At 59.4% G+C, this 26593-nt stretch carries 19 protein-coding genes; 11 read left to right on the forward strand and 8 right to left on the reverse strand.

The window, feature by feature from the left end:
* The first annotated feature begins 15 nt into the window (after positions 1-15).
* Positions 16-999, forward strand: coding sequence for an NAD-dependent epimerase/dehydratase family protein (locus tag ACSQ8R_RS27955; protein ID WP_436256595.1), 984 nt, complete (start codon positions 16-18; stop codon positions 997-999).
* Here the strand turns inward: ACSQ8R_RS27955 and ACSQ8R_RS27960 are convergent.
* The 3 genes from ACSQ8R_RS27960 to ACSQ8R_RS27970 form a co-directional block, all read right to left on the reverse strand.
* Complete coding sequence (locus tag ACSQ8R_RS27960; protein ID WP_436256596.1) at positions 980-1333, reverse strand: hypothetical protein; 354 nt, start codon at positions 1331-1333, stop codon at positions 980-982. The genes ACSQ8R_RS27955 and ACSQ8R_RS27960 overlap by 20 nt on opposite strands.
* Positions 1334-1472: 139 nt before the next feature.
* Complete coding sequence (locus ACSQ8R_RS27965) at positions 1473-2708, reverse strand: polysaccharide biosynthesis/export family protein (protein WP_436256597.1); 1236 nt, start codon at positions 2706-2708, stop codon at positions 1473-1475.
* Between the two features lie 125 nt (positions 2709-2833).
* Positions 2834-3952 (reverse strand): glycosyltransferase, encoded by a 1119-nt coding sequence (locus ACSQ8R_RS27970; RefSeq protein ID WP_436256598.1) that lies wholly within the window; start codon positions 3950-3952, stop codon positions 2834-2836.
* 286 nt (positions 3953-4238) lie between these two features.
* Between ACSQ8R_RS27970 and ACSQ8R_RS27975 the strand changes: the two genes are divergently transcribed.
* The 4 genes from ACSQ8R_RS27975 (at position 4239) to ACSQ8R_RS27990 (ending at position 10112) form a co-directional block, all read left to right on the forward strand.
* The gene (locus ACSQ8R_RS27975; protein ID WP_436256599.1) at positions 4239-4958 is read left to right on the forward strand and encodes a sugar transferase; all 720 of its coding nucleotides are present in this window, start codon (positions 4239-4241) and stop codon (positions 4956-4958) included.
* A 368-nt stretch (positions 4959-5326) separates the two neighbouring features.
* Positions 5327-7357, forward strand: coding sequence for a glycosyltransferase (locus ACSQ8R_RS27980; protein WP_436256600.1), 2031 nt, complete (start codon positions 5327-5329; stop codon positions 7355-7357).
* Positions 7354-9024: a Wzz/FepE/Etk N-terminal domain-containing protein gene (locus ACSQ8R_RS27985; protein WP_436256601.1), complete on the forward strand. Its 1671-nt coding sequence runs from the start codon at positions 7354-7356 to the stop codon at positions 9022-9024. The genes ACSQ8R_RS27980 and ACSQ8R_RS27985 overlap by 4 nt, the downstream gene beginning before the upstream one ends.
* On the forward strand, positions 9021-10112 hold the full coding sequence (locus tag ACSQ8R_RS27990) for a glycosyltransferase family 2 protein (protein ID WP_436256602.1): 1092 nt from the start codon (positions 9021-9023) through the stop codon (positions 10110-10112). Before ACSQ8R_RS27985 ends, ACSQ8R_RS27990 begins: the two co-directional genes overlap by 4 nt.
* A gap of 4 nt (positions 10113-10116) precedes the next feature.
* On the opposite strand, the gene ACSQ8R_RS27995 is transcribed toward ACSQ8R_RS27990, so the two are convergent.
* Together ACSQ8R_RS27995 and ACSQ8R_RS28000 are read right to left on the reverse strand one after the other, a co-directional pair.
* Positions 10117-11553, reverse strand: a complete 1437-nt coding sequence (locus ACSQ8R_RS27995; RefSeq protein ID WP_436256603.1) for a lipopolysaccharide biosynthesis protein — start codon at positions 11551-11553, stop codon at positions 10117-10119.
* 180 nt (positions 11554-11733) lie between these two features.
* Positions 11734-13698, reverse strand: coding sequence for a hydrolase (locus ACSQ8R_RS28000; RefSeq protein ID WP_436256604.1), 1965 nt, complete (start codon positions 13696-13698; stop codon positions 11734-11736).
* Positions 13699-14000: 302 nt separating this feature from the next.
* On the opposite strand from ACSQ8R_RS28000, the gene ACSQ8R_RS28005 reads away from it, so the two are divergent.
* On the forward strand, positions 14001-15419 hold the full coding sequence (locus ACSQ8R_RS28005; protein ID WP_436256605.1) for an NAD(P)-binding protein: 1419 nt from the start codon (positions 14001-14003) through the stop codon (positions 15417-15419).
* A 7-nt stretch (positions 15420-15426) separates the two neighbouring features.
* Positions 15427-16503, forward strand: a complete 1077-nt coding sequence (locus tag ACSQ8R_RS28010; RefSeq protein WP_436256606.1) for a glycosyltransferase family 4 protein — start codon at positions 15427-15429, stop codon at positions 16501-16503.
* 22 nt (positions 16504-16525) lie between these two features.
* Here ACSQ8R_RS28010 and ACSQ8R_RS28015 read toward each other — a convergent pair whose 3' ends face one another.
* The 3 genes from ACSQ8R_RS28015 to ACSQ8R_RS28025 all read right to left on the reverse strand — a co-directional run bounded on the left by ACSQ8R_RS28015 (position 16526) and on the right by ACSQ8R_RS28025 (position 20836).
* Positions 16526-17257 carry a hypothetical protein gene (locus ACSQ8R_RS28015; RefSeq protein ID WP_436256607.1) on the reverse strand — a complete coding sequence of 244 codons (732 nt, stop codon included), beginning with the start codon at positions 17255-17257 and terminating at the stop codon, positions 16526-16528.
* 1228 nt (positions 17258-18485) lie between these two features.
* On the reverse strand, positions 18486-19721 hold the full coding sequence (pepT, locus tag ACSQ8R_RS28020; RefSeq protein WP_436256608.1) for a peptidase T: 1236 nt from the start codon (positions 19719-19721) through the stop codon (positions 18486-18488).
* 287 nt (positions 19722-20008) lie between these two features.
* The gene (locus ACSQ8R_RS28025; protein ID WP_436256609.1) at positions 20009-20836 is read right to left on the reverse strand and encodes an IclR family transcriptional regulator; all 828 of its coding nucleotides are present in this window, start codon (positions 20834-20836) and stop codon (positions 20009-20011) included.
* Positions 20837-21085: 249 nt separating this feature from the next.
* Here ACSQ8R_RS28025 and ACSQ8R_RS28030 point away from each other — a divergent pair, with 249 nt between their 5' ends.
* The 4 genes from ACSQ8R_RS28030 to ACSQ8R_RS28045 all read left to right on the forward strand — a co-directional run bounded on the left by ACSQ8R_RS28030 (position 21086) and on the right by ACSQ8R_RS28045 (position 26488).
* A complete protein-coding gene (locus ACSQ8R_RS28030) occupies positions 21086-22507 on the forward strand; it encodes a DHA2 family efflux MFS transporter permease subunit (protein WP_436256610.1) in 1422 nt (473 codons plus the stop codon).
* A gap of 694 nt (positions 22508-23201) precedes the next feature.
* The gene (locus ACSQ8R_RS28035) at positions 23202-23657 is read left to right on the forward strand and encodes a MarR family winged helix-turn-helix transcriptional regulator (RefSeq protein WP_436256611.1); all 456 of its coding nucleotides are present in this window, start codon (positions 23202-23204) and stop codon (positions 23655-23657) included.
* Entirely contained in the window at positions 23644-25380 is a 1737-nt protein-coding gene (locus ACSQ8R_RS28040; RefSeq protein ID WP_436256612.1) for an MFS transporter, read from the forward strand. Before ACSQ8R_RS28035 ends, ACSQ8R_RS28040 begins: the two co-directional genes overlap by 14 nt.
* 37 nt (positions 25381-25417) lie before the next feature.
* The gene (locus ACSQ8R_RS28045) at positions 25418-26488 is read left to right on the forward strand and encodes an HlyD family secretion protein (RefSeq protein ID WP_436256613.1); all 1071 of its coding nucleotides are present in this window, start codon (positions 25418-25420) and stop codon (positions 26486-26488) included.
* The last annotated feature ends 105 nt before the right edge of the window (positions 26489-26593 follow it).

The following is a 26593-nucleotide window of genomic DNA, read 5'->3' on the forward strand; positions in this document are numbered from 1 at the left end:
GCCCGGCCAGTTCTGGTGACTGGCGCGACCGGCAGGATCGGCAAGGTCGTCGTCGCGGATCTGATTGAACGGGGTTATGCCGTACGAGCCACCACGTCGAAGCCATTGGCGACGGATGGGGGCGAGGTTGACGATCTCCTGGAATGGCGACAGTTCGACTTCATGGTGGATGATGACTGGGACGGCCTCGTCAACGGCTGCTGCGCGGTCCTGCACCTTGCCGCCGAACTCGGCAAGATGGAGCGCATGCAGCGGGTCAATGTGGAAGCGACGCGACAACTTGCCCAGGCCGCCGAGCGTCAAGGCATTACCGCTTTCTGTTATGCCAGCACTGTTTCGGTTTATGGGAGCGGACGACACCGTCTGATCGACGAGACTTCGCCGGTGTTGACTGCCGATCGGGATATCGCCTCGCAATATTGGGCTCTCGACTACGTTCGGATGTACGGGCGGACCAAACTTGCGGGCGAACTTGCGCTGCGCGCCGTGGCAAAACGGACCCGCTTTACGATCGTGCGTCCCGCCGTGGTCGTCGATATCAACCAGTTGATCGGGATTCGTGACTGGAACCCGATCAAACGGCTGCTTGCCGCGCATCGTCATGCGCATCACATCTATGTCGGCGATGTTTCCGATGCGATGATCTGGTTTATCGAGCGTGGCCTGGCAGGCTGCGGCCTCCCGGGCGACGTTGAAGTCTATAACCTCGCGGAGGATGATTGCCCCGATCCGCGGCACATCGATTTCATGCGAAAGGCGTACTCCGTCAGTCGCGACCGACGCTACAAAAGCATGCCGATACCGGCAATTGCCGACTGGCTCCACGATTTCCTGAGATTCAGGACCCTGCCGGTGAGAAACCCTTTATGGCGAATGCGCTTTTCCAACCAGCGTCTGAAGGAGGCCGGCTATCGCTTTCGCTACGGCATGGCAGATGCTCAAAGGCTTGCGCTTTCCACTCTCGAAAAAAGGGCCGAAATCAGAGAAGCCGAGCGATGAGGCGCCGCATGAATGCACCCGGGCGCGAAGCCGTGAGCTCTCTCGTTCCAGAAAATTTCGAATTCACTTCCAGCGGGGATTGCTTGCGCTCGTTTACGTGCTTTCGGACATAGAGCAGATAAAAGAGCGCGTTCATAGCTACGCATCCCGCCTCAAGCGCCGTCGCAACGAGGAATGCCCAGGTCAGCGCCTCGAATACCGAATGACCAAGAACAATTGCCGTTGCCGTCAAGACGACGATGACCACCAGAACGACAAGCGTAAAGATCAAAATTGGCAATCGGACCGCGCAGAGCAGACCGATGATGAATGCAATGACCAAATCCCAAGTCATCAGCGTCCTTTACCAGCTTAATCTCCGGTAATTTAGAATTTTATCCTACCATGTGCCGAATGTTCCAAGCAAGCAGGAATTGGCTAGCTTCCGGCATCGAGCTGGGTGACGATTTTGTGCTGTCAGCGCTGGCCGAATTTCAGAAATTCTTCGGACGAACGTCTTTCACTCGTCTCTCCACCCGCACGACGTCGCCCGGGGCCACTTCATCATTGTCGCTCACGACCAAGGTCTGCATCGCACCGTTGATCGTGCGGTTCACCATTGTCATAAAGGCGGGCTTGCCGTCAGCTTCCAGTGCGGCGAGGACGGCAGGAGCGCGCAGTTCGATATTTGCCAGAAGCGCCCGCGCCGTTTTCGTCTTTTCAGAATTGGCCGCCAACCGGTCGCGCAGGTCAACGGCCTCGGCAAGCGCGTCACCTCGGTATTTCTGGCGAAAGTCACCCATTTCCTGATCGAGCTTGGCGAGATCCTGCTGCGTCTTGAGAATTGCGAGCGAGACATCCAGGCTGCGGCTTTCGAGATCCGCAAGCCCTTGGTTCGCACCCAGCTGCCGCGAGGATACAGTCAGCCCCTGGGACACCATCTTGTTGATGGAACTGAGGTCCTTGGTCGCCATCTCGGTCTGCCTGGCGAGCGAGATTTCCTTGAGCCGTAGTGTTTCGAGCTGGTTCGTCGCCAGGATTTTCGCCTGGCCGAGCCTGTCGAGTTCCGTGTTCATGAGATGCTGCCGGGTTTCGAACAATGCCTGTTCGTCCTGCATCATGCGCGCCAGGGCCGGCCGCGTGGCTTGCGATGTCAACTCCTGTGGGAACGAGACCGTGGCTGCTCCGCCGAGAAGCGCCTCGACACGAGCCTGGCGTGCCAGAAGGCCATAGTGCTCTATTTCCAACTGGCCGAGGTCTCCCTGAGTGACGAGCGCGTCGCGCTGGAGACCGATCATTTCGGGATCGGCCCCTCCCAGCCCGCCCGCCATGCTGATTGCCTGGATCACGGTCAGGCCGGGAACGTAACCGTATTTCCCCGGCTTGGACACCAAGCCCGTCACAAAGAATGGCCGATAGACCGAGACCTCGACGGAAGCATTGGGGCGCTTCTGCAAGCCGACCTGTCTCTGAAGCTGTTCTCCGATCAGGCCTGACACCTCATCCAGCGTCTTGCCGGCGACCGAAACCGTGCCGATGATCGGAAGCGATAACGTGCCCCCAGCCGAAACCGCGAATTCACCCGTCAATGGCACCCATTCGAATGCGACGCCGGCATTCGGCCGCCATTCGAAAACGCGAATTTTAAGAACGTCCTGCGGGCCAAGCGTATAGTCGGCCGCGCTTGCCGGCATGCCCACGGAGAAAGCTGCAAACCAGGTCGTCAGCATAAGGAGGAGCCTTGCCAGGGAGCATGCCCGACAGGCTGATGCCGCCCATGACCCGATACGGATCTCAAACGGGCGCCGCAAGAAGCTCGGCTGCTGCATCCAGTCTCTCCTGTTTCCCACGCTGGCTAGGCTATTTTCATGTCATCCCAGATCGGCGCCTGACCGGTGAGGTGATTGGCGTAGGATCTGAACTTTTCGATGAAAACCGCCGTCCTGAAATCCTGCGCCCGCGCAACGGCATCGGCGGGATTGAGATCCATTTTATCAAGGCGCTCCGCGGCATCGATGACTGCCTCAACCGTTTGGGTTGAGAAAAACACGCCGGTCTTGCCGGCAACAACGGTTTCCGTCGCGCCGCCCCGCCCATAGGCGATGACGGGTCGGCCACTCGCCATCGCTTCAACCGGTACGATGCCGAAATCTTCCTCTCCCGGAAAAACGAGCGCCCTGCAGCGCGCGTAGTGGTGCTGAAGCACCTCGAAAGGTTGAGAACCCATGACCGTCACGGTGGGGCCGGCGATCTTGCGCAGGCGATCCAACATCTCGCCGCCGCCGATAACCACCAGCTTCGCCTTCATCCGATTGAACGCTTCCACGGCCAGATCCGGTCGTTTGTAGCTCACCAATTCCCCGGCCATCAGATAATAATCCTCGAGGTCGCGGGCGGCGACCGGTCGAAACGCCTGGGTATCGACGGGCGGATGGATGATCTGGGCATCCCTGCGGTAATAGCTCTTCACCCGATGCGCCACCGTCGTGGAGTTGGCGATGAATTCATCAACGCGGCTGGCCGTCGCGACATCCCAGGTCCGCAAATAGTGCGCCAGAGGCGGCATCATAATCCGCGTCAGCCTGCCGGAGGTTTCATAGTACTTGTTGTACATGTTCCAAATGTATCGCATCGGCGAGTGACAGTAACAAATATGGATGGCCGGGGAGGTAGGTATTACTCCTTTTGAAGGTCCTGACTCGCTACTAATGACTAGGTCGTAGGCGCTGAGGTCCAGTTGCTCCAGGGCCATGGGCATCAGCGGCAGGTATTTTTTGTACAGCCGCTTCGCGTAGGGCAGGGAATCGATGAAGGTCGTATGAATGCGATGCTTCCGAATTTCCGGGGAAATCGCAGCAGGATCATAAACATGCGTGTAGATGTCGGCGCCCGGATAGATCCGGCAGAGGGCCTCCAGAACCTTTTCTCCGCCTCGCATTCCGACCAACCAATAATGGACAATTGCCACCCGCATGGAAGTCTCCCCTAGGATCAATTACAGGCCGAATTGCCCAACGACTGTAGCAATTTAGGTCGCCATATAGATCGAAAGAGGTAAATACAATGATTTACCCCGTATCATGCAGTTTAATCGTTATATATATCGGCAAATATAGGCATATGTACCCTGATTGTTCTAAATAGTGCGCCGCAATAAAAGTATTGTCAAATGAAATACCAAGGGCTAACCTAAGTCTGGATGCCGCTCTAAATTATCTGCCCACATCCTTTCGTCTTTTTCTGGAGCACGGAGCACGCAGATGAATGACATGAATGTCAGTGGTAATTTGAATGCGATAAACAGCGCGCATCTCCACGCACCTGAGCAATTCGCTTTCTCGAAGATCGGAAATGAAGCGTCGCACCGCCTCTCGATCCCTCTCAAACGCGCCCTCGATACGGCAATGTCCCTTGTGGGACTTATCGTCCTCATGCCGATGATCGTGATGCTGATCGCCCTGCTTTATGCCGTCCAGGGCCGCCCGATCTTCGTCAGACACCGCCGGGTTGGCAGGAACGGGGTTATGTTCCCTTGCCTCAAGTTCAGGACGATGGTCCCCAATGCAGAGGAGGCCCTGCTTCGGCATCTAGCGGCCAATCCGTCGGTGCGGGCCGAATGGGCAGCCACGCGCAAACTGAAGAACGACCCCAGGATTACGCCGCTTGGCGCCCTGTTGCGCAAAAGCAGTGTCGATGAAATCCCACAGCTCTTCAACGTCGTGCTGGGGCATATGAGCATCGTCGGCCCGCGCCCCATCGTATCGAGTGAGGCGGAATTTTATGGCCGTTATTTCGTCGACTACATCAGGGTTCGACCTGGCCTGACCGGACTCTGGCAAATTAGTGGCCGCAATGACATCAGCTACAATGCGCGCGTCGAACTCGACATGCGCTATGTCCGCGAGCAGAGCATCTGGGGCGATATCGTCATTATGGCCAAAACCGTCCCTGCGGTCCTAAGGGCGCAGGGAAGCTATTGAGTATCTCGGGGATAGGTGCAGGTAGCGGCCAGGTCTGCCGAACGGCGACCACCTTCTCACGCTTCCTATCCAGATAAATTCGCCTACAGGCTCCTCCCGGTCCAGAGCGGCAATTCGGATCGTGGCGGACGGCGGGAGGGATCTAGCGCATACGGCAAACACAATGAAGCAGTTTCGAGGGATCAGTACATCTTGCAAGCCAGTTCTGTAATCTTCAGTAGAAACTCCCACCGAAAAGAGACCGCAGTCCACCTGTTGTTGTGGTCTCGTTATCCGCCAGCCAAGGCCGCGCTTTCCCCTTCCCGCGCACCGTTCGTGATATCTCTCCATCGTCCGGGGCAACGGGCGAACCATGACGGAGGGCGATCGTGAGCTCAATTGAGCACTGCGCCATCAACGGGCGGTTTCTGACGCAGAATGCGACGGGCGTTCAACGCTATGCGATGAACGTCGTCAAGGCGCTCGATCGCACCTTGGGTAATGACGAGCGCCTGCCGATGATCGCGCCCACCGGTACTCCGGAGCCGGGCTTTGCCCGAATTCCGCTGGTCACGTCCGGTCCGTTCGGGGGGCATGCGTGGGAGCAGACCGTGCTTGCCCGGACTGGACAAGGTCCGCTGCTCAATCTTTGCAATTCGGCGCCAGCCTTCAAAAAGGACCAGATCGTCTGCATCCACGATGCCAACATTTTCGCCGCCCCGGAAAGTTATAGCCCCGCCTTCCGCATGGCTTATTCTCGATTGCAGCCGCTTCTGGTTCGAAGCGCCGCCCGTATTGCGACGGTTTCTCATGCATCGGCCCGGCAGCTTGCGCGCTACCTGCCTGTCCGGCAGGAAGACATCGCCATCCTTCCCAATGGACATGAACACGCTCTCGAATGGGACGCCGAGCGGGCGGAGACCGCGCCGCAAGTCGTCAGCGCGATAGGCGGGAGGGGTCGCCAGTTCGTTCTGGCGCTTGCCTCGCGTGCCAAACACAAGAACCTTGGCTTGCTGACGAAGGCTGCGGAAGCTCTGGATGGCCTGCATATCGACATCGTCGTTGCCGGAGGGAGCGACGGGATTTTCGCCTCCGAGCTTCTCGAAAAACTGCCTAACGTTCTCCTCGTCGGGCGGGTTTCGGACGACGACCTTGCCTATTTCCTGAAACACGCGCTCTGTCTCGTGTTTCCCTCCGTGACCGAGGGTTTCGGGCTGCCTATTGTCGAAGCCATGGCCTTGGGTTGCCCCGTCGTCGCGTCCGATTGCGCCAGCATGCCGGAAGTATGTGGCACGGCGGCGTTGATGGCCTCTCCCTTCCGACCGGACGAGTGGATCGGCCATATCGAAGCATTGAAGCGGTCCGATCTGCTCAAGGGCGAGTTGCGTGGTCGGGGCTTGGAACAGGTGCGCAATTTCTCTTGGGCGAACACCGCGGCGGGTTATCGGGAACTGCTTAAAAACCCCGCGACAGGCCTGGCTCAGCACGCCAGGTCACGCTCGGCTGCACCGAGACTTTCGGTTGTGATTGCGACCCGCGGACGTCCCACCGTCGTCAGCGCAACTGTGCGCCATCTTCTCGCGACCCAGACGGTCCGTCCGGACACGTTGGTCGTGTCCTGTGTAGACGTAAGTGACGTCGGCGACCTTGTTTCCGATCCGAGAGTGACGATCGTGACGGGGAAGCCCGGCCTTGCGGCCCAACGCAACTTGGCGCTTACCAACTTGCCCCCCGAAACGGACGTGGTCGTCTTCTTCGACGACGATTTCGTCGCCCATAGAAATTGGCTGGCGTCGGCGGCCTGCGCCTTTCGCGATGAAAGTCGCCTCGTGGGGTTAACGGGCCACGTCGTCGCCGATGGAATCAAAGGACCCGGCATCCCCTTCGATGAGGCCCTTCGCCTTCTGGATGGCGCGCCGTCGCCTGGCTCCAGATGGCATGAGCCCTACAGTCCCTATGGCTGCAACATGGCCTTCCGCGTGTCTGCCATCGGCGATACAAGGTTCGATGAGCGGCTGGTTCTGTACGGGTGGCTGGAGGATCGTGACTTCGCGGCCGCCCTTGCCAAGCGGGGTGGGCGCTTCGTCAAATCGGACGAGGCTTCCGGCGTACACATGGGCGTCAAGAGCGGTCGCGTCAGCGGTGAGCGGCTGGGGTATTCACAGATCGTCAACCCGCTCTACATGATGCGCAAGGGCACCATGACGCTTGCGCAGGTTACCGACCAGGTTCTGCGCAACATCGCCAGCAATCTCGGCCGGATGTTATGGGCGGAGCCATTTATCGATCGACGCGGGAGGGTCAAAGGCAATCTCATGGGCGTTGCGGATGTTCTACGAGGACGCCTGGAGCCTGAGCGCGCTGCTCGGTTGTCAGTTTTCAACACTCTTCCGCTGAGAACCGGAGGCAAGGCCAGATGACAATCAACAGACCTGGTCCTCTGGAGGGAGCTTCCCGTCTCTGGCGCACGGATCGCACGCCTATGGGCGATGCGGGCGAAGGTCCCCTCGCCCTGTTGCGTCTGGTGATTGCCCTTGCCTGGCGCAACAAGGTGCGGCTCATCGCATGTACGGCTGCGGGGTTCCTGCTCGCCTTCCTTTACGCAAACTCTCTCCCTCGGGTCTATAACGCGACTGCCACGCTTCTGCTGGAGCCCCGGCAATTTGCCTACATCGGGCGCGATATCAATGCGCAGCAGAACCTCGACCTGAACAATGCCGAGAGCGAATTGCAGATCATCCGTTCGGAACGGCTTCTCTCAGCAGTCTTCGACAGCCTTGTCCTTCAAGGCGACGCCGAGCTTGGTCCGCGACCACCGGAAGAGTTCAGAGGCTTGGCGGTACAGATGCAGGACACGATGTCGACGCTCGTCGATAGTGGATTAAAAACGCTTGGGAAGTCGCCAAGGCGGGCGGAAGACGCATTGGACCCGACGGCTGATCCCCGCGAGAACGCCCGCCGCATTGCCTTTGCGAATTTCGTCAAGCGGCTGAGCGCGCGACGCGTGGGGCAATCTTATGTCGTCGAGATCGAATTCTGGTCATATAATCAAACGCTTCCTGCGCGCGTCGCAAATGCGATGGTGTCGGGATACATTCTCCAATCGATTGCCTCCAAGGAGCAGATGGCGCGAGCTGGCACGGACACGCTGCAGGGGCGACTGGATGCGCTGGCCGCACAGGTCAATGCTGCCAGGGAGGCAATGAGAAACGGCACGTTACCCGCTCTCGCCACGCCGGATGCCGATGCCCGGATCATTGGCGCCGCACTTCCACCTCTCAATCCCTCCGGCCCGCGCACAAAACTCATCGCCGCTCTGGGTGGGCTTGTAGGGTTTCTGATAAGCATGTCGACTATCGCCATCAACGTGGCCTTTGATCGCCGCGTGCGCAATGCCAAGGAACTCTCACAGGAAACGGGCATTCCATGTCTCGCAACCGTTCCGGACACCGGGAAAACGACTGGTATTTCCTGGCATATCGATAGTCCGGCGCTGCAGCGCTATGCCAACGTCATCCGTGACCTGAAAATCTCGATCGATGTCGCTTGCTCGCAACGACGGGAAAGAAACATCGTCGTCGCACTCGTCGCTGCAACGACTGAGAGCGGCGTTTCGACCCTGTCGCTCAGTATGGCCCAGCTTCTAAGCCGAGGCGGCCGTTATGTGACGTTCTTCTATTCGGGGCTGCCGTCGATGGTCGAAGAAACGTCCAGTTCGTCAACCTCCATGGCCGATGTGGCGATCTCCGGCCTGAAGGCGGACCAGCTGTCGTTCGGCGATCTCGACGGCATTGCGACGCTCCCGATCCACTCGAAGGACCTTCATACCAATATTTTCGCGGATTTCCGGCATCCCGGCGTTCTGCGGGTCCTGGAAACCGCTCGCCTGAAGGGGGACGTGATCTTCGATCTTCCCGCCCTTGATACGTCCATGGACGCACTTGCATTGGCATTCCATGCCGATGCCGTGCTGATCGTCGCAAAGAGCGGTCGCACGACAATCGACGAGGTCAAGGACGTTCACAACCAACTGCGGCGCGCCGGGGCGCCCGTGATCGGTACCATAATCAATCGGGCAAGGTCATGACCGCCCGGGACACCGCAGCCTTGCCGCAGGCGGCTTCCCAGGTTTGGGATACCTCCGGATCCGACCGGTACGCGGACGATCAGAACGCCTCAATCTTCAAGCTCGCGATCATCATCACCTGCTTCAACTATTCACAGTATATCAGGCGCGCTGTTGAAAGCGTCCTCTCGCAAGGGTGCCGCCAGTGCCAGGTCCTCGTAATCGACGATGGCTCCACCGATGATTCATGGGAGGTGATCTGCGGCCTGGGAGTTCGAGCGTTTCGTCTTGCGAATGGCGGCCAGCGCAGGGCCTGCCTTTTTGGCCTGGAGCAGACACGGACACCCTTCGTCCTGTTCCTCGATGCCGATGATGAACTTCTTCCCGGAGCGCTGGAAGTGATCATCGCCAACCTGGACGATGGCGTCGCAAAGCTCCAGTTTCCCTTGAAGCGGATCGACGGCGACGGCAATGTCATCAGCGGCCCGATACCCGAACTCCGGGCGTCCAGAGGGCGTGAACTGGCGGGTAAGGTATTGCGCAGCGGTGCGTATGCGACACCCCCAACCTCGGGAAACGTCTTTAGACGCGACGTCTGCGAGCTCCTGAAGGACGCAGACTACGATCAGGCGGTTGATGGAATTATCCTGTTTGCGGCTCCGTTTATCGGCGATGTGGTCAGCCTGCCGCAAACGCTCGGTCTTTACCGGGTCCATGACCGCAACGATTCCGGCTTCGGTGATGAATTGAATACCCAGGCGTTGCGTCGGGACCTCGAGAGGTTCGTCAAGAGAACCGAGCATCTGCGCCGGATCCTGCCAAGCTATGGTTACCAATCGGGCCTGATATCAGCTGAACAGGCCTACTTCTATCGGGAGCGGCGCCTCTATCTTGCGGTGGCGGAGGATGAACACGTTTCCTTCGCAAGCCTGTCCGGATTGGTGTGGCGGCTGTGGCGTGACAAAAATCCGCTGCGGATGAAGATCTCCATGACACTCTTTTTCACCGCCATCAGTCTGCTTCCCAGAGAACGCGCCCGTAGAGCGCTTGCCTATCGCCTGGGTGCGCGCGTCCGCTCGACACGCGGGCTCATCCGGGCTTTGACCTGACAGATTACCGATCGACCAGCTCGGGCCTTCCTGCCGTGCGGGCAATCCGCATACCCAGACCGAACAATGTCCCGAAATAGGTTGCTGCGCCCGCGCTCGCCGCCGCGCCAAGCTGTATGAAGACGGGCAGATCCGACACCGGCATTTCCGTCCGTAACCACGTGACGACGGTTGCCATGACGGCGGCGGAAACCAGAACTTTCCAATTGTTCTGGAACTGCCTCCATGGCCCGAGCCCGAACAAATGCCGAGCCTCGGCAACGTAGAAAACGGCCATGACGGATGCGACCAGGATTCGGGCAATGCTCGCGCCATGGGCGGCAAACAGGTGGAAGCCGATAGAGATGAAAAGAACCCGGAAGCACAGGTCGATGGTATTGAGCCTGAAAACGACGGAGGGGCGATCAAGAGCAAGGCTCGCGGAATAAAGCGTCTGGAAATAGGGTATGGGGATGACGGAAAGGGCAAGCAGGCTGAGATAGGGCGCCGCGTCGCTCCATTGCTCTCCCAACAGGATATCGGTCACGAGGTCTGCCGTCAGGGAGATACCCACACAAATCGGAAGCGAAATCAGCATCGCGAAACGGCTCGCCTTGAGGAAGGCCATCCTCATCCGGTCCGCGTTCGAACTTATTTGGGAAAACGCTGCCATGACCGGCTGCAGGGCCGGGCCGATGATGCTCTGGGTCGGGATGACGGCGATGTCACTTGCGACGGCATAGCGGCCGAGCATGGCGTTATTGCCGGCAGAGCCGATCAGGAAACGATCAAACTGCCAGTTCAAAGCGGACACAAGTTGCGCCGAGCTGAACCAGCCGATAAAGCCCACGAAATCCGAGAGCCGCTTCAGCGAGAACGCGGGCCGGTGGGGCGCCACCAGATAAGAGGCGACGGTGGCCACAAATGCCGTTGTTACGAAATTGACGACGATCGCCCAGTAGCCGCCCCCGGCAGCCACGGTGATGACGGCGGCCGCAAAAGCGCACAGTTTGCTGATCGTCTCGACCGCAAACGTCGGGCGGAATTCGAGGGCCCGGGCAAAATGCACCATGGCTGGGCTCATGAATCCCTTTACGATCGGGCCGAGCGCCATGGCCGCAATCACCGGGACGAGCCCGGGATTTCCGTTGATCAGCGAATATGGCCAGGTCGCCAGGAGAAAGATCACGGCGATTGCCAGACTTCTCAAGACGCCGAGAGTGAAGCCGGTATCAAGGTGGCTCTTATCGAGCACCTGAAGCCGTACCAGCGCCTGCGTAACCGGAACCTCCAGGACCGTATCGATGACCACGACCAGCGCCATTGCGAGCGCCGCCAGTCCGAATTCCGCCGGAGACAGGAGGCGCGCCAGAATAAGTACATTGAAAAAATCGATAAACCGCCCAACGAAGCGGGAAAACACAAGCCAACTGGCACCTTTGAGAGCTGCGAACGCAAGCATTCTTCACCACGCCTCTGTCTCACTGCCGTCATCGTCGAAGTGAGGGCTTCATGCGCGACGAGGCCCTCACTTCGTTGAAAGACCTTGGGCTGGCTCAAAGGCAATGCCAGATCGTGCTGCGCCGTCCGAGATGGCCATGGTCAGACAAGTTCCGTTTGCTGCCGGCCTCCCGGGCGCCATTCAGCGGTTCAGCTTGGCTGAGAAGCCTCGGAGAACATGCGCCAGACCCACTGCGCGGAGCAAGGCCGGCTTCAGCCGGGGAAACTCCTGGGCAATCGCTCCTTCGCGCCACAACTCGGATTTTACGGCCATCAACTTGCGTGCCATCCCTGCCCTGGTCGCTGGTGCAAGCGTCGCGATAAATTCACTTCGCCCGAAATCAACCGAACGGGGAGCGACACCCAGCGCAATCATATCCGCCTTGGACGGGTTGGTGATCGCCTGTTTAAGCCTCAGCCAGGCCCGATCCGCGTCGCGAAGAACCTGCGCGCCGCTGGAAAGGCCGTCGATGTAGCGCAGCGCGCCGGTGAGAAGCGGATTGCCGTTTGCGGGATCGAGACAACCGAAACGAATATCTCCCGAGTTCCCGATCACGATGCCGTCTTGCCCTGTGCTCAGTGTTTTGACGGAAGGTATCGCCGGCTCAAAGAGACTCTCGATGATATGCCAATATCGCAAGACCACCGTCCTCGTCTTGAAGGGATTGTAGAAGCGATCCTCAACCACGAGACCCGCCACATTGGGGAAATGATCTTCGCTGAGCCCCTTGTAGTTACATCGGGCAAACTGCACCGTTTCAAAGCGACGCTCCGGCAGCCCTGCGGACAGAAGCCTCTGCGTACTGCCATAGAGCCCGGTGTCGCAGAGTATAATACGTTTGGCATCACCTACGATCTGCTCGATATGAATCTTGAAGTGCTCATTCTGACGGTCGATCTCCTGCGCGACAGCGCCGCCGCCAGCCGTATCCAACAGGTCGAAGAAGCCGTTCGCATCGAAAACCTGCTGCCATTGGGCGGGTAGATGGAAAGACCGACCACCGAGCGCATATGCAACGGCAGCGAAGCTTGAGCCCTCGAATTCGCGCGCCAACTCGTCCAGGACTGCCGGGTTCCTAGCCGCCACAGCCGTGCGGGCAGCGACCAGGCGCGAAATCAGGATGTTCTCGCGCTTCAATGAAAGAGGCAAGCCGAGCACGGATTGGAGGCGTTCGAAAGCCTCCCGTATGCCAAGCCCGCCGCGCGCGCAAAAGAGCATTGCCGCGTCACCCTTCAAACTCGCCTCCTGGCTATACAGCCATAAAAAGAGACAGAATTCAGCGACGATCGGGCCGAACACATGTTCCCCGAAGTGAGCCTGATCGCTGATCGACGGGATGGCCTCGCGGGAGGCCAATCCACTTTTGACGTGCCGCATTCCTTCGGCCAGGGCTGCATTGCCCTGTGAAACGAGCCGCTTGAGGCGTTTCTTCGGCATATGGATGGTCTGGATCCCCATGCTCTTCGGCACGAGACAATCGGCAAGCAGGTCGTCTCCTATGTGTAAGGCACGGGAAGCGTCTACTCTTTCAGCCTGCAAGACCAGGGAGAACAGGTCGCCCTGTCGCTTGCTGGCCCTCAAGTCCGCGCTTGAATAGATCTTGTCCAGAAGGCCCGGGCCGTGAAAATGGTCGATGAGTTCGCCGACTTTTTCACCGGACAGCCCTGTATCCGTGATCGCCACCACCCTGACGCCGGTTTGACGATGTCGTCTCAACAGCATGGCAAAATCGCCATTCGCAAACAGGGCCCGCTTTTCGATTTCGATCTCGACGGCGATCCGTTTCTCGATCAGGGATTGAGGCAATCCGAGAATAGTCAGCTGGCGGCAGATGATATCGCAAAGACGCACCTCGCCTCGACCGCCTCCCATATTCAGGGCCCGATAAGCCATCTTCTCAGCCAGCAGTCTGGCTCGGATGAGTTCTTCGGCGGGCAAGCTCAAACCCTGGCTTTTCAGAAAACGGGCGAACATCTTTTCACCCGTGATGATGCGTGATCGCTGCGACAGACCATTGCGCAGCAAAAGCGTATCGAACACATCCGTCGCAATCAGCTCCACGGAATGCAATGGTCGATTGAAATCATCGAGGCTACGGCGCGGCATCCAACATTCCCTCGCAAATCATCGATATCAGCACGCCTTGACGGCAGAGCACGAACCCAAATCACAGATGGAATTTTCCCCGAGCGCATCCCCAAAAGAGAGGAGGCCTCCACGTCGATAAGGGAGTGTAACAGACATAGACAAACGCCTTCAAGTTAAATTATTATATATCAATCAGTATACCTGCTGAAAATATAGTCATGATTTCACATATTTAAGCAGAAACTATGTTTAAAGAGGCAGTCCTGCATTTATCTCAACCACGCAGCCCGAAAGTACTAGATCAAACGATGGAGGTTTGCATGAATGAGACTTACTTCTCCACCCCAGAGCGGGCGGCGGACATAAACTATGACGCCATTGTTCTGGGGGCAGGTGTTAGCGGTCTCGTTTCAGCTTCCGTCCTGGCCAAACAAGGATGCCGGAAAATACTGATCGTCGATGAATACGAACACGTCGGCGGGAACCACATGGACTGGTCGGCGGACGGATACACATTCGACATAGGAAGCCTGATTTTCCAGGACGATTCCCCCTTGTTGACGCATTTCCCCGAGTTGCTCTCCCTGTACGTGCCGATTGAGCCTCGCTGGGGTCGGCTGACCCCCCAGAAAATTGTTACCGATTATCCGATTTCGTTGCGGGACGACATTTTGCGAGCCGGCGCCAGGGGGATGGCGCGGATCTTCGGCTCGGTATTCTACGCGCGGCTGTTCCAGCGCGAAATGAACAACGCAAGAGAATTTACCCGCTACTGGATCGGAGCCGAGCTTCTCCGGCGCTCCGGGCTGGAATCCTATATGCGGCGGTTCTACGGGATCGCCCTCGATCAGATCGATATCGAACTGGCGACGAAAAGGATGCTGTGGATCAGCGAACATGCCTCGCTGGGCAACCTGGCTCGTCGCCTTCTCCGGCCCAAGCGCCGGGGGTCGACAAACAGACAGCTTGCACGCCCGAAAGCCGGATTTGCGCCTCTATACCGGCTTGCTCAACAAAACCTGGAGAAACGAGGCGTGCAATTCGCGCTCGGCGTCAAACCGGTCGCTATCGACCGCTTGGAAAACGGCTTCCGGTTAAGGCTGGCGGATCGGGCGGTTACCGCAGCCCGGTTGTTTTCGACGATCCCGATCGAGACGGTACAGGCTTTGTGCGCCATCGAGCGGCAGCACAGCCTCAATACCACCACGCTCATCGGCCTCTATTTCAGCTTCAGCGGAAATCGAGGCTTCCACCAGCCGATCGTCTACAATTTCTCGCACGAAGGCGCCTGGAAACGGCTGACGGTCTATTCCGACTTCTACGGTCCGGCCCACGGGCGTGAATATTTCGGCGTGGAAGTCGTCGCAGAGCAACCCGGCTACTCGACCGAAATGTCGGAATCGGATTTTCGCGCGCACGCTTCGGCGAATGGTCTGTTTCGAGGAGATTTGAAACTCGAGGGCAGCCAGGTCCTGACCAACGCCTATCCGGTCTACAGCCGCGATGCGGCCCGCCGGGCAGATGAAGCCATCGCCGAACTGTACGCCTTCGGGGTACAGTCTTACGGACGCCACGGCGGGTTCAACTATCAGCCGACGGCACGGGTCTCCACCCTCGATGCAGAGACCGCTCTCGGGTTCGAACGGAAAGTCGCCCAGCCACCTGAAGCGGTCGAGATTTCTCCTCACAACGAGCGAGCACCTTCACCGCTCCTAGCATCCTCTCCGACAACCCCATGAGCGTATCGTGCGGATCTTGCATATTCTGAACCACACCCGACGGTTAAACGGCAATGTGCATGCTGCTGTCGATCTCGCCTGCGCGCAGGTGAAGCTTGGGCACGATGTCTGCATGGCAAGCGGCGGAGGTGACTTCGATAGATTGCTCGCTCGCAACGCCGTCGAAGTGGCGTTCCTCAATCAGGAGAGAAAGCCACTCAGCCTTCTCAAATCCCTTTGGTCCTTGCGGCGACTCATCCGGGACTGGAAGCCGGATATCGTGCATGCGCATATGATGACGAGTGCTGTCCTTTCAGCCCCCATATGTCGTTTATCATCGACGCCCCTCATTACCACCGTTCACAACGCATTCGAAAAAAGCGCAGTCCTGATGGGGCTTGGCACTCGCGTGATTGCCGTCAGTGAAGCCGTCGGGATGTCGATGCAGCAGCGCGGTATCGCAGCATCAAAGCTGCACGTCGTTCTCAACGGCACAATCGGATCGGCCCGGTTCGAGGGCCGCGACAGGACGCCCGCATCACTGCGGGGGCGAAGCATTCTTTTCGTGGGTGGGCTTCACCCCAGAAAGGGATTGCCCGACCTCCTGGAAGCCTTCCGCATGACACATGAGAAATATCCAGAGAGCCATCTGTATATCGCCGGCGGTGGCCCCTTCGAAGCCGCTTACCTGCAATTGGCTAGCGAAACGGGCTGTGCAAATGCCATCACGTTTGTCGGCGCAATCGATGAACCTTTCCCCTACATGCTGGCGGCCGACATTTTCGTCCTGCCCTCCCATGCCGATCCCGCTCCGCTGGTCTTGTCTGAGGCGCGAGAAGCGGCTTGTGCCGTGATTGGCACCAACGTGGATGGAATCCCGCAACTGCTCGGCTTCGGCGAAGCCGGCATTCTCGTCCCCCCGCGCGATCCACAAGCCCTGGCAGCGGTTCTGTGCGAACTGTTGGCGGATCCCGAACGATTGGATATGTGGAAGGCAAGAAGTCAGTTGCATATCAACAATCTGACGATAGAGCGGGTCGCTCGCGAAACGCTCAGCATTTACAAATCCGTCAGGTCGCATGGGGCCGAAACCGCCTCAGCTTAACAATCTGTCGGAACGATCGGGATCAACCGCGGCCGAGTTGCCGCTTCAGATAGCTGTCAGCATGCGGATCGGCATAGTGAAACAGCGCCGTTGCCCGCACGGCCCCTTCATCGATGGGCTCGTTGGTGTGAATGCTGCGATAGCCCCAGAAGAGATAGAGACTACCCGGTACCATGGACACGTGTTTCATACCTTTGCCCCCGGAGGCGCGCCTCCTCAGGACGCGCTGAGTGAGCGCATTGTCAAGGATCGCTTTGTCGGCGAGGTTGAAGAGGTAACTCGATCGAATCCCCCGGGTGTTCGGGATTATCAAGAAGTCGCCTCGTCGACCGGATTCCGGGATCTCCACCGGGATAAGTGCGGTGATCGCGTAGGAATCATAGTGAAATATCAAAGAGTGGTCTGCCACGCTTTTTCCCGTGAGGCAGCGAAGGATCTGATAGAATTTGACCTCCGGCGCGGGTCGCCCCAGACCAATGGAATACAGGCGGGCAAAGAGAGCCTTGAACTCTGCAGAATTGCCGAGATCATCCAGGCCTGATCCTGCGAGTTCATCGCTTTTCAGCGAAACCGTCTGCTGGCCTGCACGCTTGATCGTGGCGGAAACAAAACTTCGCATATGGCCGAGATCTTCGGTCGTAAGGAAGTTCGGAATACAGGAAATTCCGTCTTGGTTGACCTGTTGAGCGATGCGACGAACGTCCCCATCCGACAGTCCACGCAACCAGTGTCTCGCATTGCTTAGATAAGGCATGGCAGGCTCCATGTGAGAGCGTAGTTCTGTCCCAGAAAGCACCGGACATTAACCGGGGCCGCAACATCGACGGGGTCATCCGGAAAGGTAATCATTCGGCGCGGCAGCGAAGATGATGCCGCTCATGGCTCCGTGATGCTTCCGCGAAAACAGACCCAGCCAGCTTCAGGTCAAACAAACTCGATGCGCAACCCTTGCAGGATGTCGTCCGTCTTTATTCAACTCTGGTCGGGCAGAATTATCGCCTCCAAGATTAACCACTCGATCGCCGCCTGTGCTCCGACCAGGCCATGTAGATGCTGCCAGCGAAATAACCGAATTGCAGGAGGAGAAAACAAACTGATGTATAGACGAGAGAGCTACCGAAATCCTGATCGTAATAATATGCAATCATTCCAAAGACGATTGACACAATGGTTATGTGAAGCAAGCTCGCTGGCGAAGCCACCAATTTCACGGACTTTCTCGAGAACAGGCTCATGTGGTGCTCGCTTCGCCCGCCTTTGGATGCGCTCACCTGCGAGCGGGCAATCAATCGTTCAGCCTTCACCGCTTTGCCGCCGATTAAGCCGGCCGAGCGATGATTGCATTTAAGAGTTCTCTTGGAAGCGAACAGCAAATCGGACCGGGAAGGAAGGAAACCATTGTGATGATGGCACTACGCCTATCGGTGTACGTCGATGCTCACTGCTGACAAAGCCACCAGAGCTTCTAGTTGAATCGAGTTACTGTTCATGGCCTCCATTTTCTGCTTAGCTATTGTGCAACGCACAAAACGCTGCAAAACCATCGCCGGAAGCGGGCGTCAAAATGAGCGCCCGGCTACGGGTTTCCGGTGACATCGCCGGAAACCCGGAAAACTGATCACGCCGTCACAGTGGTTCGCAGAGAGAAACGGCGGAGTGCCCATTCAGACGGTCTTTTGAGGTTCATCCTATGACGCACTTCGCTGTTTCCATGGTGCTCCTTGCTCTCGGAATGGCGTTGTTGGCAGCTCAGTACAACTTCCTCTTTCCCCAATAACCGCAGAAGCATCCGGCGACGATTATTGTTACGACGGAAAACTCCCGAGCAGAGTGTTGGAGCAGATAGACAAACCACACCCGTTCCACCGCATATCATCGGCACCCGGCCTACGTTGTGCTTGCCTCGATACCCTTATGTTCTCACCTGCGGGAAGAGGACCCCCGCCGAGAGGTGAGCGGCATATCTCGGTTGCCTCAAATGCCTAAGCCCGTTCTTCCCACAGTTTCGCAAGCTCGATCACAGTCTTGACCGCCAGTTCCATGTCCTGGCTGCTGACGAATTCCAGGGGGGAATGGAAGGCGTGGCCGCCGGCGAAGAGGTTCGCGCAGGGAAGGCCCATGAAGGACAGGCGCGAACCATCCGTGCCGCCGCGGATGCTGCCACGCACGGGGGTCATGCCGGCCCGGCTGATCGCCTCGACCGCATAGTCGATGATGCCTGGGTGCTGGTCGAGCACCACTTTCATGTTGCGGTACTGTTCCTTGACGGTGAAGGTGTAGGACGAGCCGGGATAGTCGGCGATCACTTGCCTGGTGATGTCTTCGAGCAGGGTCTCCTTGGTGTTCAGGCCGCTTTCCGTGAAGTCCCGGATGATGAAGGAGAGGTTCGCCTTTTCCATCACGCCGGATATGCCGGTGGGGTGGATGAAACCATCGCGGCCCTTGGTGGTCTCGGGCGTGATGTCCTTCGGCAATCTGGCGATGATGCCGCCGGCGATCTTGATGGCGTTCTCCATCTTGCCGAAGGCAAAGCCCGGATGCATGGCGACGCCCTTGATGACGATTTCCACCGCGTCGGCCGAAAACGTCTCGTCCTCGATCGTGCCGGCCGTCTCGCCGTCGAGCGTATAGCCGAAATCGGCGCCAAGCTTCTTCAGATCGACCTTGTCGACGCCGCGGCCGATCTCCTCGTCGGTGGTGAAGAGGATGCGGATAGCGCCGTGCTTGACATCCGGGTTGTTGATGAAGAATTCCGCCGCCGCCATGATCTCGGCAATGCCGGCCTTGTCGTCGGCACCGAGCAACGTCGTGCCGTCCGAGGTGACGATGTCGTTGCCGATCTGGTCCTTAAGCACAGGATGCTCGGACACCCGGATCACCTGGTTCCGGTCGCCGGTGAGCTGGATATCGCCGCCCTGGTAGTTTCTGACGATCTGCGGCTTGACGTTGGTGCCGGAGAAATCCGGGGCGGTGTCCATATGGGCACAGAAGCAGATGACGGGCACATTGTTCTTCGAAGTCGTCGCCGGGATCGTCCCGTAGATATAGCCGTGCTCGTCGAGATGTGCGTCGGTAATGCCGATCGCCAGCATTTCCTCGACCAGCAATCGGCCGAGATCCTTCTGTTTCATCGTGGAGGGCTGGGTCGGCGACTTGGCGTCGGACTGGGTGTCGATGACGACGTAACGGAGGAAACGATCGGTAACACTGTCGGCCATGGCGAGAAATCCAAAATTGCAGAACGGAAAAATGAAGTTGTAGCGAGGGGAATGGATGACGGGAAGCGGGGAAATGAAGGAGGGCTGACGGATGCCATCAAGCGTTCAGGCTGGAGCCCCCCTCAAGTGTAGAGATCAGAGGGAGCCCGACGCACCGCCCTGTCCCAAAAAAGGCAGAGCTGGCACAGTCCCAACGTTGCGCCCCGATATCCGAGGGCCCCGACCGACGGCGCGGCATTGCTCCCTGGCAACCTTTCCGGAACCGTAGATCGTCACGGCTGTGATCGTCAGGAATCGCCGGCTCCGAGCGAGCCGCGATGCCCGAGACGGGCGGAGATCGCCCTTGCCGCGACCAGCAGCGGTTCTGCAAAACCGTTGAGGTTCTTCAACGACAGGCGCTGGACGGGACCGGCGATCACGACCGCGCCCACCACGTCCGACTGGGCGTCGTGAATGGGTGCGGCGATGGCGCGCATGCCGAGTTCGTTTTCCTCGTCTTCGACCGCATAACCGAGGCGGCGGATATTGCCGAGCAGTTTCCGCAGCTTTTCCGGGTCGGTGACGGTTTTCGGCGTACGCGCGGCCAAGCTCGCCCCGGTCAGGGCCGCGACGCGGCTTTCCGGTTGGAAGGCGAGCATCGCCCGGCCGGCCGCCGTCGAATGATAAGGCGCGCGCATGCCGATTTCCGCACTGATGCGCACCGCCTGCCGGGAAGGCTGGACGCGGATATACATGATCTCCGGCCCGGCCGGCACGCCGAGCAGCACCGTCTCGTCCGTCTCGTTGCGCAGGTCCATGAGCAGCGTGCGCGCTTCGGTAGAGAGGTCCATGCGGTTGCGCACCAGCGAGCCGAGCGCGAAAAGCCCGAGCCCCAGTCGATACCGGCCGGTCTCGCGATTCTGCTCGAGGAAATCCTCCGCCATCAGCGTCACGACCAGGCGATGGACGGTGCTTTTGGCAATGCCGAGACGGCGGGCGAGCTCGGTAACGCCGATCTCCGCATCGTCACCTTCGAACGCCTTGAGGATGCGGATGGCCATCGAAACCGAGGAGAGCCGACCCTTCTGGTCCTCGTCCTGCACGCCCGCGATCTTCATTTTCCCCGTGGTCTTCATCTCAATGCCGCTCCGATGCCAGCTGGTCGCAGCCACTTGGATAACACGCGCCTTCAACACAGCGATTACAGCAGCGCCGTTGACAGCCCAGTATCCGAGAGAATATTCTAGATATGGACCATCGTTCCACATAGAAGAACACATGAAACCGGCTGAAGCAAGCGGAAACACGATTGGTGGCCGCACGGCTTAGGTGGCACCAGACACCGGGCTTGCGAAACAAGAGCTTGAACCGAAGAGAATACCAAATTGGATACCCGCAAGACCGTGCCGTTGATCGTCGCATCGGCCCTCATCATGCAGCAGATCGATTCGACGGCGATCGCCACGGCCCTGCCGACGATTGCCGACGCACTGGGCGAGCCGCCGCTTGCGCTGCATTCGACGATCACCGTCTATGTGCTTTCGCTGGGTGTGTTCCTGCCCTTGAGCGGCTGGCTCGCCGACCGTTTCGGAGCCCGGCGGGTGTTCTGCTCGGCGATCGCGCTGTTCACCTTCGCCTCGCTGCTCTGCGCCGCCTCGACCAGCCTCACCATGCTGATCGCGGCCCGCGCACTCCAAGGCTTCGGCGGCGCCCTGATGTTGCCGACGGCGCGGTTGATCCTGGTGCGCTCCGTACCACGCGAAGAGTTGGTTTCCGCCATGGTGCTGATGAGCATGCCGGCCGTCGTCGGGCCGGCGATCGGGCCGCTGCTCGGCGGCTTCATCACCGGCATCAGTTCATGGCACTGGATCTTCTGGATCAACCTGCCGGTCGGCATCGCCGCGATCATCCTGACGCTCGCGCTCATCGAAAAGATCCCGCCGACGGAACGCACATCTTTCGATTTTCCGGGTTTCATCCTCACCGGCTTTGGCATCGGCGCGGTTATCTTCGGCTTCGATTCCTTCGCCCGCGGCGCGAACTTCAGTGCCCTGATCCTCACCGTGGGCGGCTTCGCGCTGCTCGGCTTCTATATCCGCCATGCGCGCAAGACGCCGAACGCCATTCTGGACCTTAAACTCTTCCGCTATCCGACGTTCCGTGCCAGCGTCACCGGCGGCTCGCTGTTTAGGATCAGCATGGGCGCCCTGCCCTTCATGCTGCCACTCCTGATGCAGGAAATTTTCCACTACACGCCGCTGCAATCCGGCGCGATCACCTTCGTCTCGACGATCGGCGCCTTCGGGATGCGTACCATGACGAGACGCATCCTGCGTCGTTTCGGCTTCCGCAGCGTGCTCTTCTGGAACGCGCTGATCGCCAGCGCGTCAATGGCGTTTCTCGCTACCTTCACGCCCGGCACGGCGCCGGTCGTCATGGTCGTCATCATCCTGCTCGGCGGCTTCTTCCGGGCCTTGCAGTTCACCTCGCTCAACACGCTGACATTCGCCGAAACCGAGGACCCCGAGATGAGCCATGCGACCTCATTGTCACAGATGGCGCAGCGCATCGCCCAGAGCACCGGGGTCGCGATGTCGGCGATGCTGCTGAACTATTTCTCCGGCGGCTCCGACACGCTCACCAACTTCGCATTCGCCATGTCGTTCGTTATCATCGCGATCATCTCGGCGTCTTCCTGCATCTCCTTCTTCCGCCTGTCCGAGACGGCCGGCGACGTGCTCTCAGGGCGCAACAGGAAGGTGAAGGAAGAGCCGATCGTGGCCGAACAGGCCAATGCGGCGGAATGAGGCGTCGGCCGGCTCGAGGCAGGCATGGCTGTATTAAAGCTCGCCGACATCGGCCGGCGAGCCCTCCGTGGCCGCGACCCCATGTGTGATCGGTTGCAGCCAACGTGAGAAGACGCGCGTGGACGGACACTCGGCCAGGTCCGTCCATAGCTCAGGGCTACGGACGCGCCGGGGGCGGGTCGCGGAAACGCGATTCGTTTATTCTTTCGGGTCTTGCGGCCCCAGGTGGCTACTGGACCTGCGAAGCGAGGTTTCGCGTGGTTGGAGCTTTGCTAGGCTTTGCATCGACCGGAACGATATCGACTATCTCGGACAGCAGAAACTGCTTCGGAGAACCGCAAATGGTTGCGTAGACGATCCGGTCCAGTATTTTCAGGCTTTCGGACACGAATGTCCTTTGGTCGCCATTATCGAGCACCGATACAACGTACATGTTGATCCCATAGAGGTTAGGCGCGCAGGTCATTCGCGCACCAGCATTTCTAGCCAACCATGGTTAATGGCGCGTTAATTCGGTCATGGACGGCAAAACTGCGACGGATCGAGGGCACACGACGTTCAGCACTTGCCTCTGCAACCTCCTTCGTCGCTCTCTGCTAAATCCGCGCCAGGCAGATGGCTACCCCTTGAAACAAATTAGTTCGTGCGCTAACTAATGTGCATATAAACTTAGCACACTAACCGTAAGCTCACGATGAACCCCGATCCAGTCGCATCCGAATTCTTCGAAGCGCTGACCAAGGTCAGCCGCAAGATCCGCACAGCCTTCAACCAGCAGGTGATGGCCCACGGGTTGACCTATCCGCGCGCCCGGGCCCTGTTCCGGTTGGCCAAGAAGCAGAACATGACGCAGAGCGAGCTGGCCTGCGAGCTGGAGCTGGAACAGGCCACCATGGTGCGCCTTCTCGACCGGATGGAGGAAAACGGGTTGATCGAACGCCGACCGGACCCCAACGACCGCCGCGTCAAGCTTCTGTTCCTGACCGCTTATGGCGAGGAACAGGCCGACCTCGTCCGCTCGATCGCCGACCGGATGCGCGAGCAGATCTTTCAGGATATCGATCCCGACCAGATGCATGTCGCGATGGCGCTGTTCGAGCGCATCACCGCCAATATCGGCGAGCTGGAGGCCATCGATGTCCCCGCGTGAGGCGATAGCAAGAGAGGAAGACGCAACGATCATACGGCCGGATTTCCGCAGAAACGCGGAGCCGGCCGAAACCGTTGAGGCCGTCAGACCACCGCCGGAACCTGCAGCCACCGCCGCGCCTGCGCCGGCCGCTCCGCCCGCCTTCGTGCCCAAGTCGCCGACAATGATCGCCGCCTACATGCTGGCCGGCACGCTGATCGCGCTGACGCAAGGGCTCGGCATGAGCTTCATCTCCAGCAACCTGCAGCAGATCGCAGGCCCGATGGATCTGACCCAGACAGAAGCCACCTGGCTGATGGCGGCCTATCTCTTCCCGAACGCCAGCCTGACGCTGCTGCTCTTCAAGGTGCGGGCCCAATACGGACTGCGCAACTTCGCCGAAGTGGCGATCGTCGTCTATGTGCTGGTGTGCCTGGCGCATTTCTGGATCGACAGCTACGAAAGCGCGCTGGCGCTGCGCTTCTTCGCGGGCGTTGCCGCCGCGCCGATGACCTCGCTTGGCTTCCTCTACATTCTTGAGCCGGTCTCCCCGGCAAAGAAGATGAGCATCGGCCTCTGCGCCTCGCTGACGGCGCTTGCCCTTCCCACCCCGGTGACCGGCATCATCTCGCCCCATCTCCTGGACATCGGCAGTTATCACGCGCTCTATCTGGTCGAGATGGGGCTCGCCATGATCTCACTCGGCCTCGTCTACGTGCTGCCGCTCGCCTCCCCGCCGCGTGCGAAAGTGATCAGCAGCCTCGATGTCGTCAGCTACATCTTCCTCGCCATCGGGCTTGGCTGTTTTGCCGTCGTGCTCACGGTCGGCAAGCTCTACTGGTGGACGGCGGTCGACTGGCTCGCCTGGATGATCATCGCCGGCATCGCCGCTTCGGCGATATTCGCAGCGATCGAACTCAACCGCAAGAACCACCTGGTCGATATCCGCTGGCTCACTTCCCGCGAGATCCTACATTTCACGGGCGCGCTGATGGTCTCCCGCCTCGTGCTCTCCGAACAGACCAGCGGCGCGGTCAATTTCCTGCGCAATGCCGGCATGCTGAACGAGCAGATGGCCGGGCTCTACTGGGTCATCCTCGCCGGGGCCGTGATTTCCGGGCTTGTCTGCGCCATGATCATGAAGCCCGGCCGCGAGCCGCTGATCCACGCGGTCTCGTTGCTGCTGGTCGCGGTCGGCAGCTATATGGACAGCCAATCGACCATTCTTACCCGCCCGGAACAGATGTATCTCAGCCAGTTCCTGGTAAGCTTCGCGAGCGGCCTCTTCCTGCCGCCGGCGCTGATGATCGGCATGGGTGCGGCGATGAAGCGCGGCCCGAGCTACATCCTGTCCTTCATCGTGGTTTTCCTCGCCACCCAGAAGATCGGCGGCTATCTCGGCAGCGCGCTCTACGGCACTTTCGTGCAGTGGCGCGAGCAATTCCACTCCTTCCGGCTGGTCTCCGAACTTGCCCCCACCGATCCGCTGGTCGCCGCCCGCCTGAAACAGCTCGGCGGCGCCTACGGCAAGGTGCTGACCGACCCGAACCAGCAGGTGGTCCAGGGTGCCGCCCTGTTCACCAGGCAAGTGCAGCAACAGGCCTATGCGCTCGCCTATAACGACTCCTTCCTGCTGACCGCCTGGGCGTCGCTTGCGGCCCTGGCTTGCCTTGTCCTTCACGTCGCCTGGCGCAACCGCCACCGGCTTTTGCCAACCCGCAATCCGATGCCCGCCGCCGCCTGACGCCCTGCGCCAATCCCCAAAAAGAAACGAAACTGCCATGACAAAGATCTTCCGCTTCGTCGCCACCTACGTGGCTCTCGCCATCGGCGCCACCGGCATCGTCGTCGTGCTCTATGCCTGGAACCTGCCGCCCTTCCACGGCTCGGTCGAGACCACCAACGACGCCTATGTGCGCGGCCAGGTGACGATCCTCAGCCCCCAGCTTGCCGGCTACCTTACCGAAGTGCCGGTCCAGGACTACCAGCGGGTGAGCCGAGGCGACCTGATCGCCAGGATCGACGACCGCATCTACGCCCAGAAGCTCGAACAGGCGAAAGCAGCACTGGCGACGGCAGAAGCTTCGCTCTCCAATTCCGAACAGAGCCGCAAGTCGGCCGAAGCCAAGATCCAGTCCGCCAAGGCCGCCGTCGAAAGTGCGGACGCCGCCTTCGATGCCGCAAGGACCGCCTACGACCGCACCCAGGGCCTGCTCGAAAAGAACGTCGCCACTCAGAGCGACGCGGAAAAGACCCGCGCCGCCTTCAACCAGGCCCAGGCCGCCGTGCATCAGGCGCAGGCCGCGGAACTCGTCGCCGAACAAGACCTCAACACGATCGTGGTCAGCCGCAAATCGCTGGAGGCCAATGTCGAAAGCGCCAAGGCGGCTGTAAAGCTCGCCGAGATCGACCTCGCCAATACCCGTATCACCGCCCCGCAGGACGGCACGCTGGGCGAAGTCGCCGGCCGCATCGGTCAGTATGTCTCGGTCGGCACCCAGATCGGCTCGATCGTGCCCACGCATGTCTGGGTGGTCGCCAATTTCAAGGAAACCCAGCTGGATGGCATGACCGCCGGCCAGGAAGTGACCTTTACCGTCGATGCCTTGGGACATGGAAAATTCACCGGCCGGATCGAGCGTTTCGCCCCGGCTACGGGCTCGGAATTCTCCGTCATCAAGGCCGACAACGCCACTGGCAACTTCACCAAGGTTGCCCAGCGTATCCCGGTCCGGATCGCCATCGAGCCGCAACAGCCGCTCACCGACAGGCTCGTCCCTGGCATGTCGGTGGTCGCAAGCGTAGACCTCGCGCAAGGCGGCGCGGCTCTAGCCGAGGCCAAGCTCGACTGATCGCGACCCCGCTATCACGAACTCGACCTATGACGATCCGACGGAGAACGCCCCGCGCCTGTTCAGCATTTTGGGCGCGGGGCGTTTTGTATTCCGGGCGGCATC

It is taken from the genome of Neorhizobium sp. LjRoot104 (assembly GCF_964253725.1).
Classification (GTDB): Bacteria; Pseudomonadota; Alphaproteobacteria; order Rhizobiales; family Rhizobiaceae; genus Neorhizobium.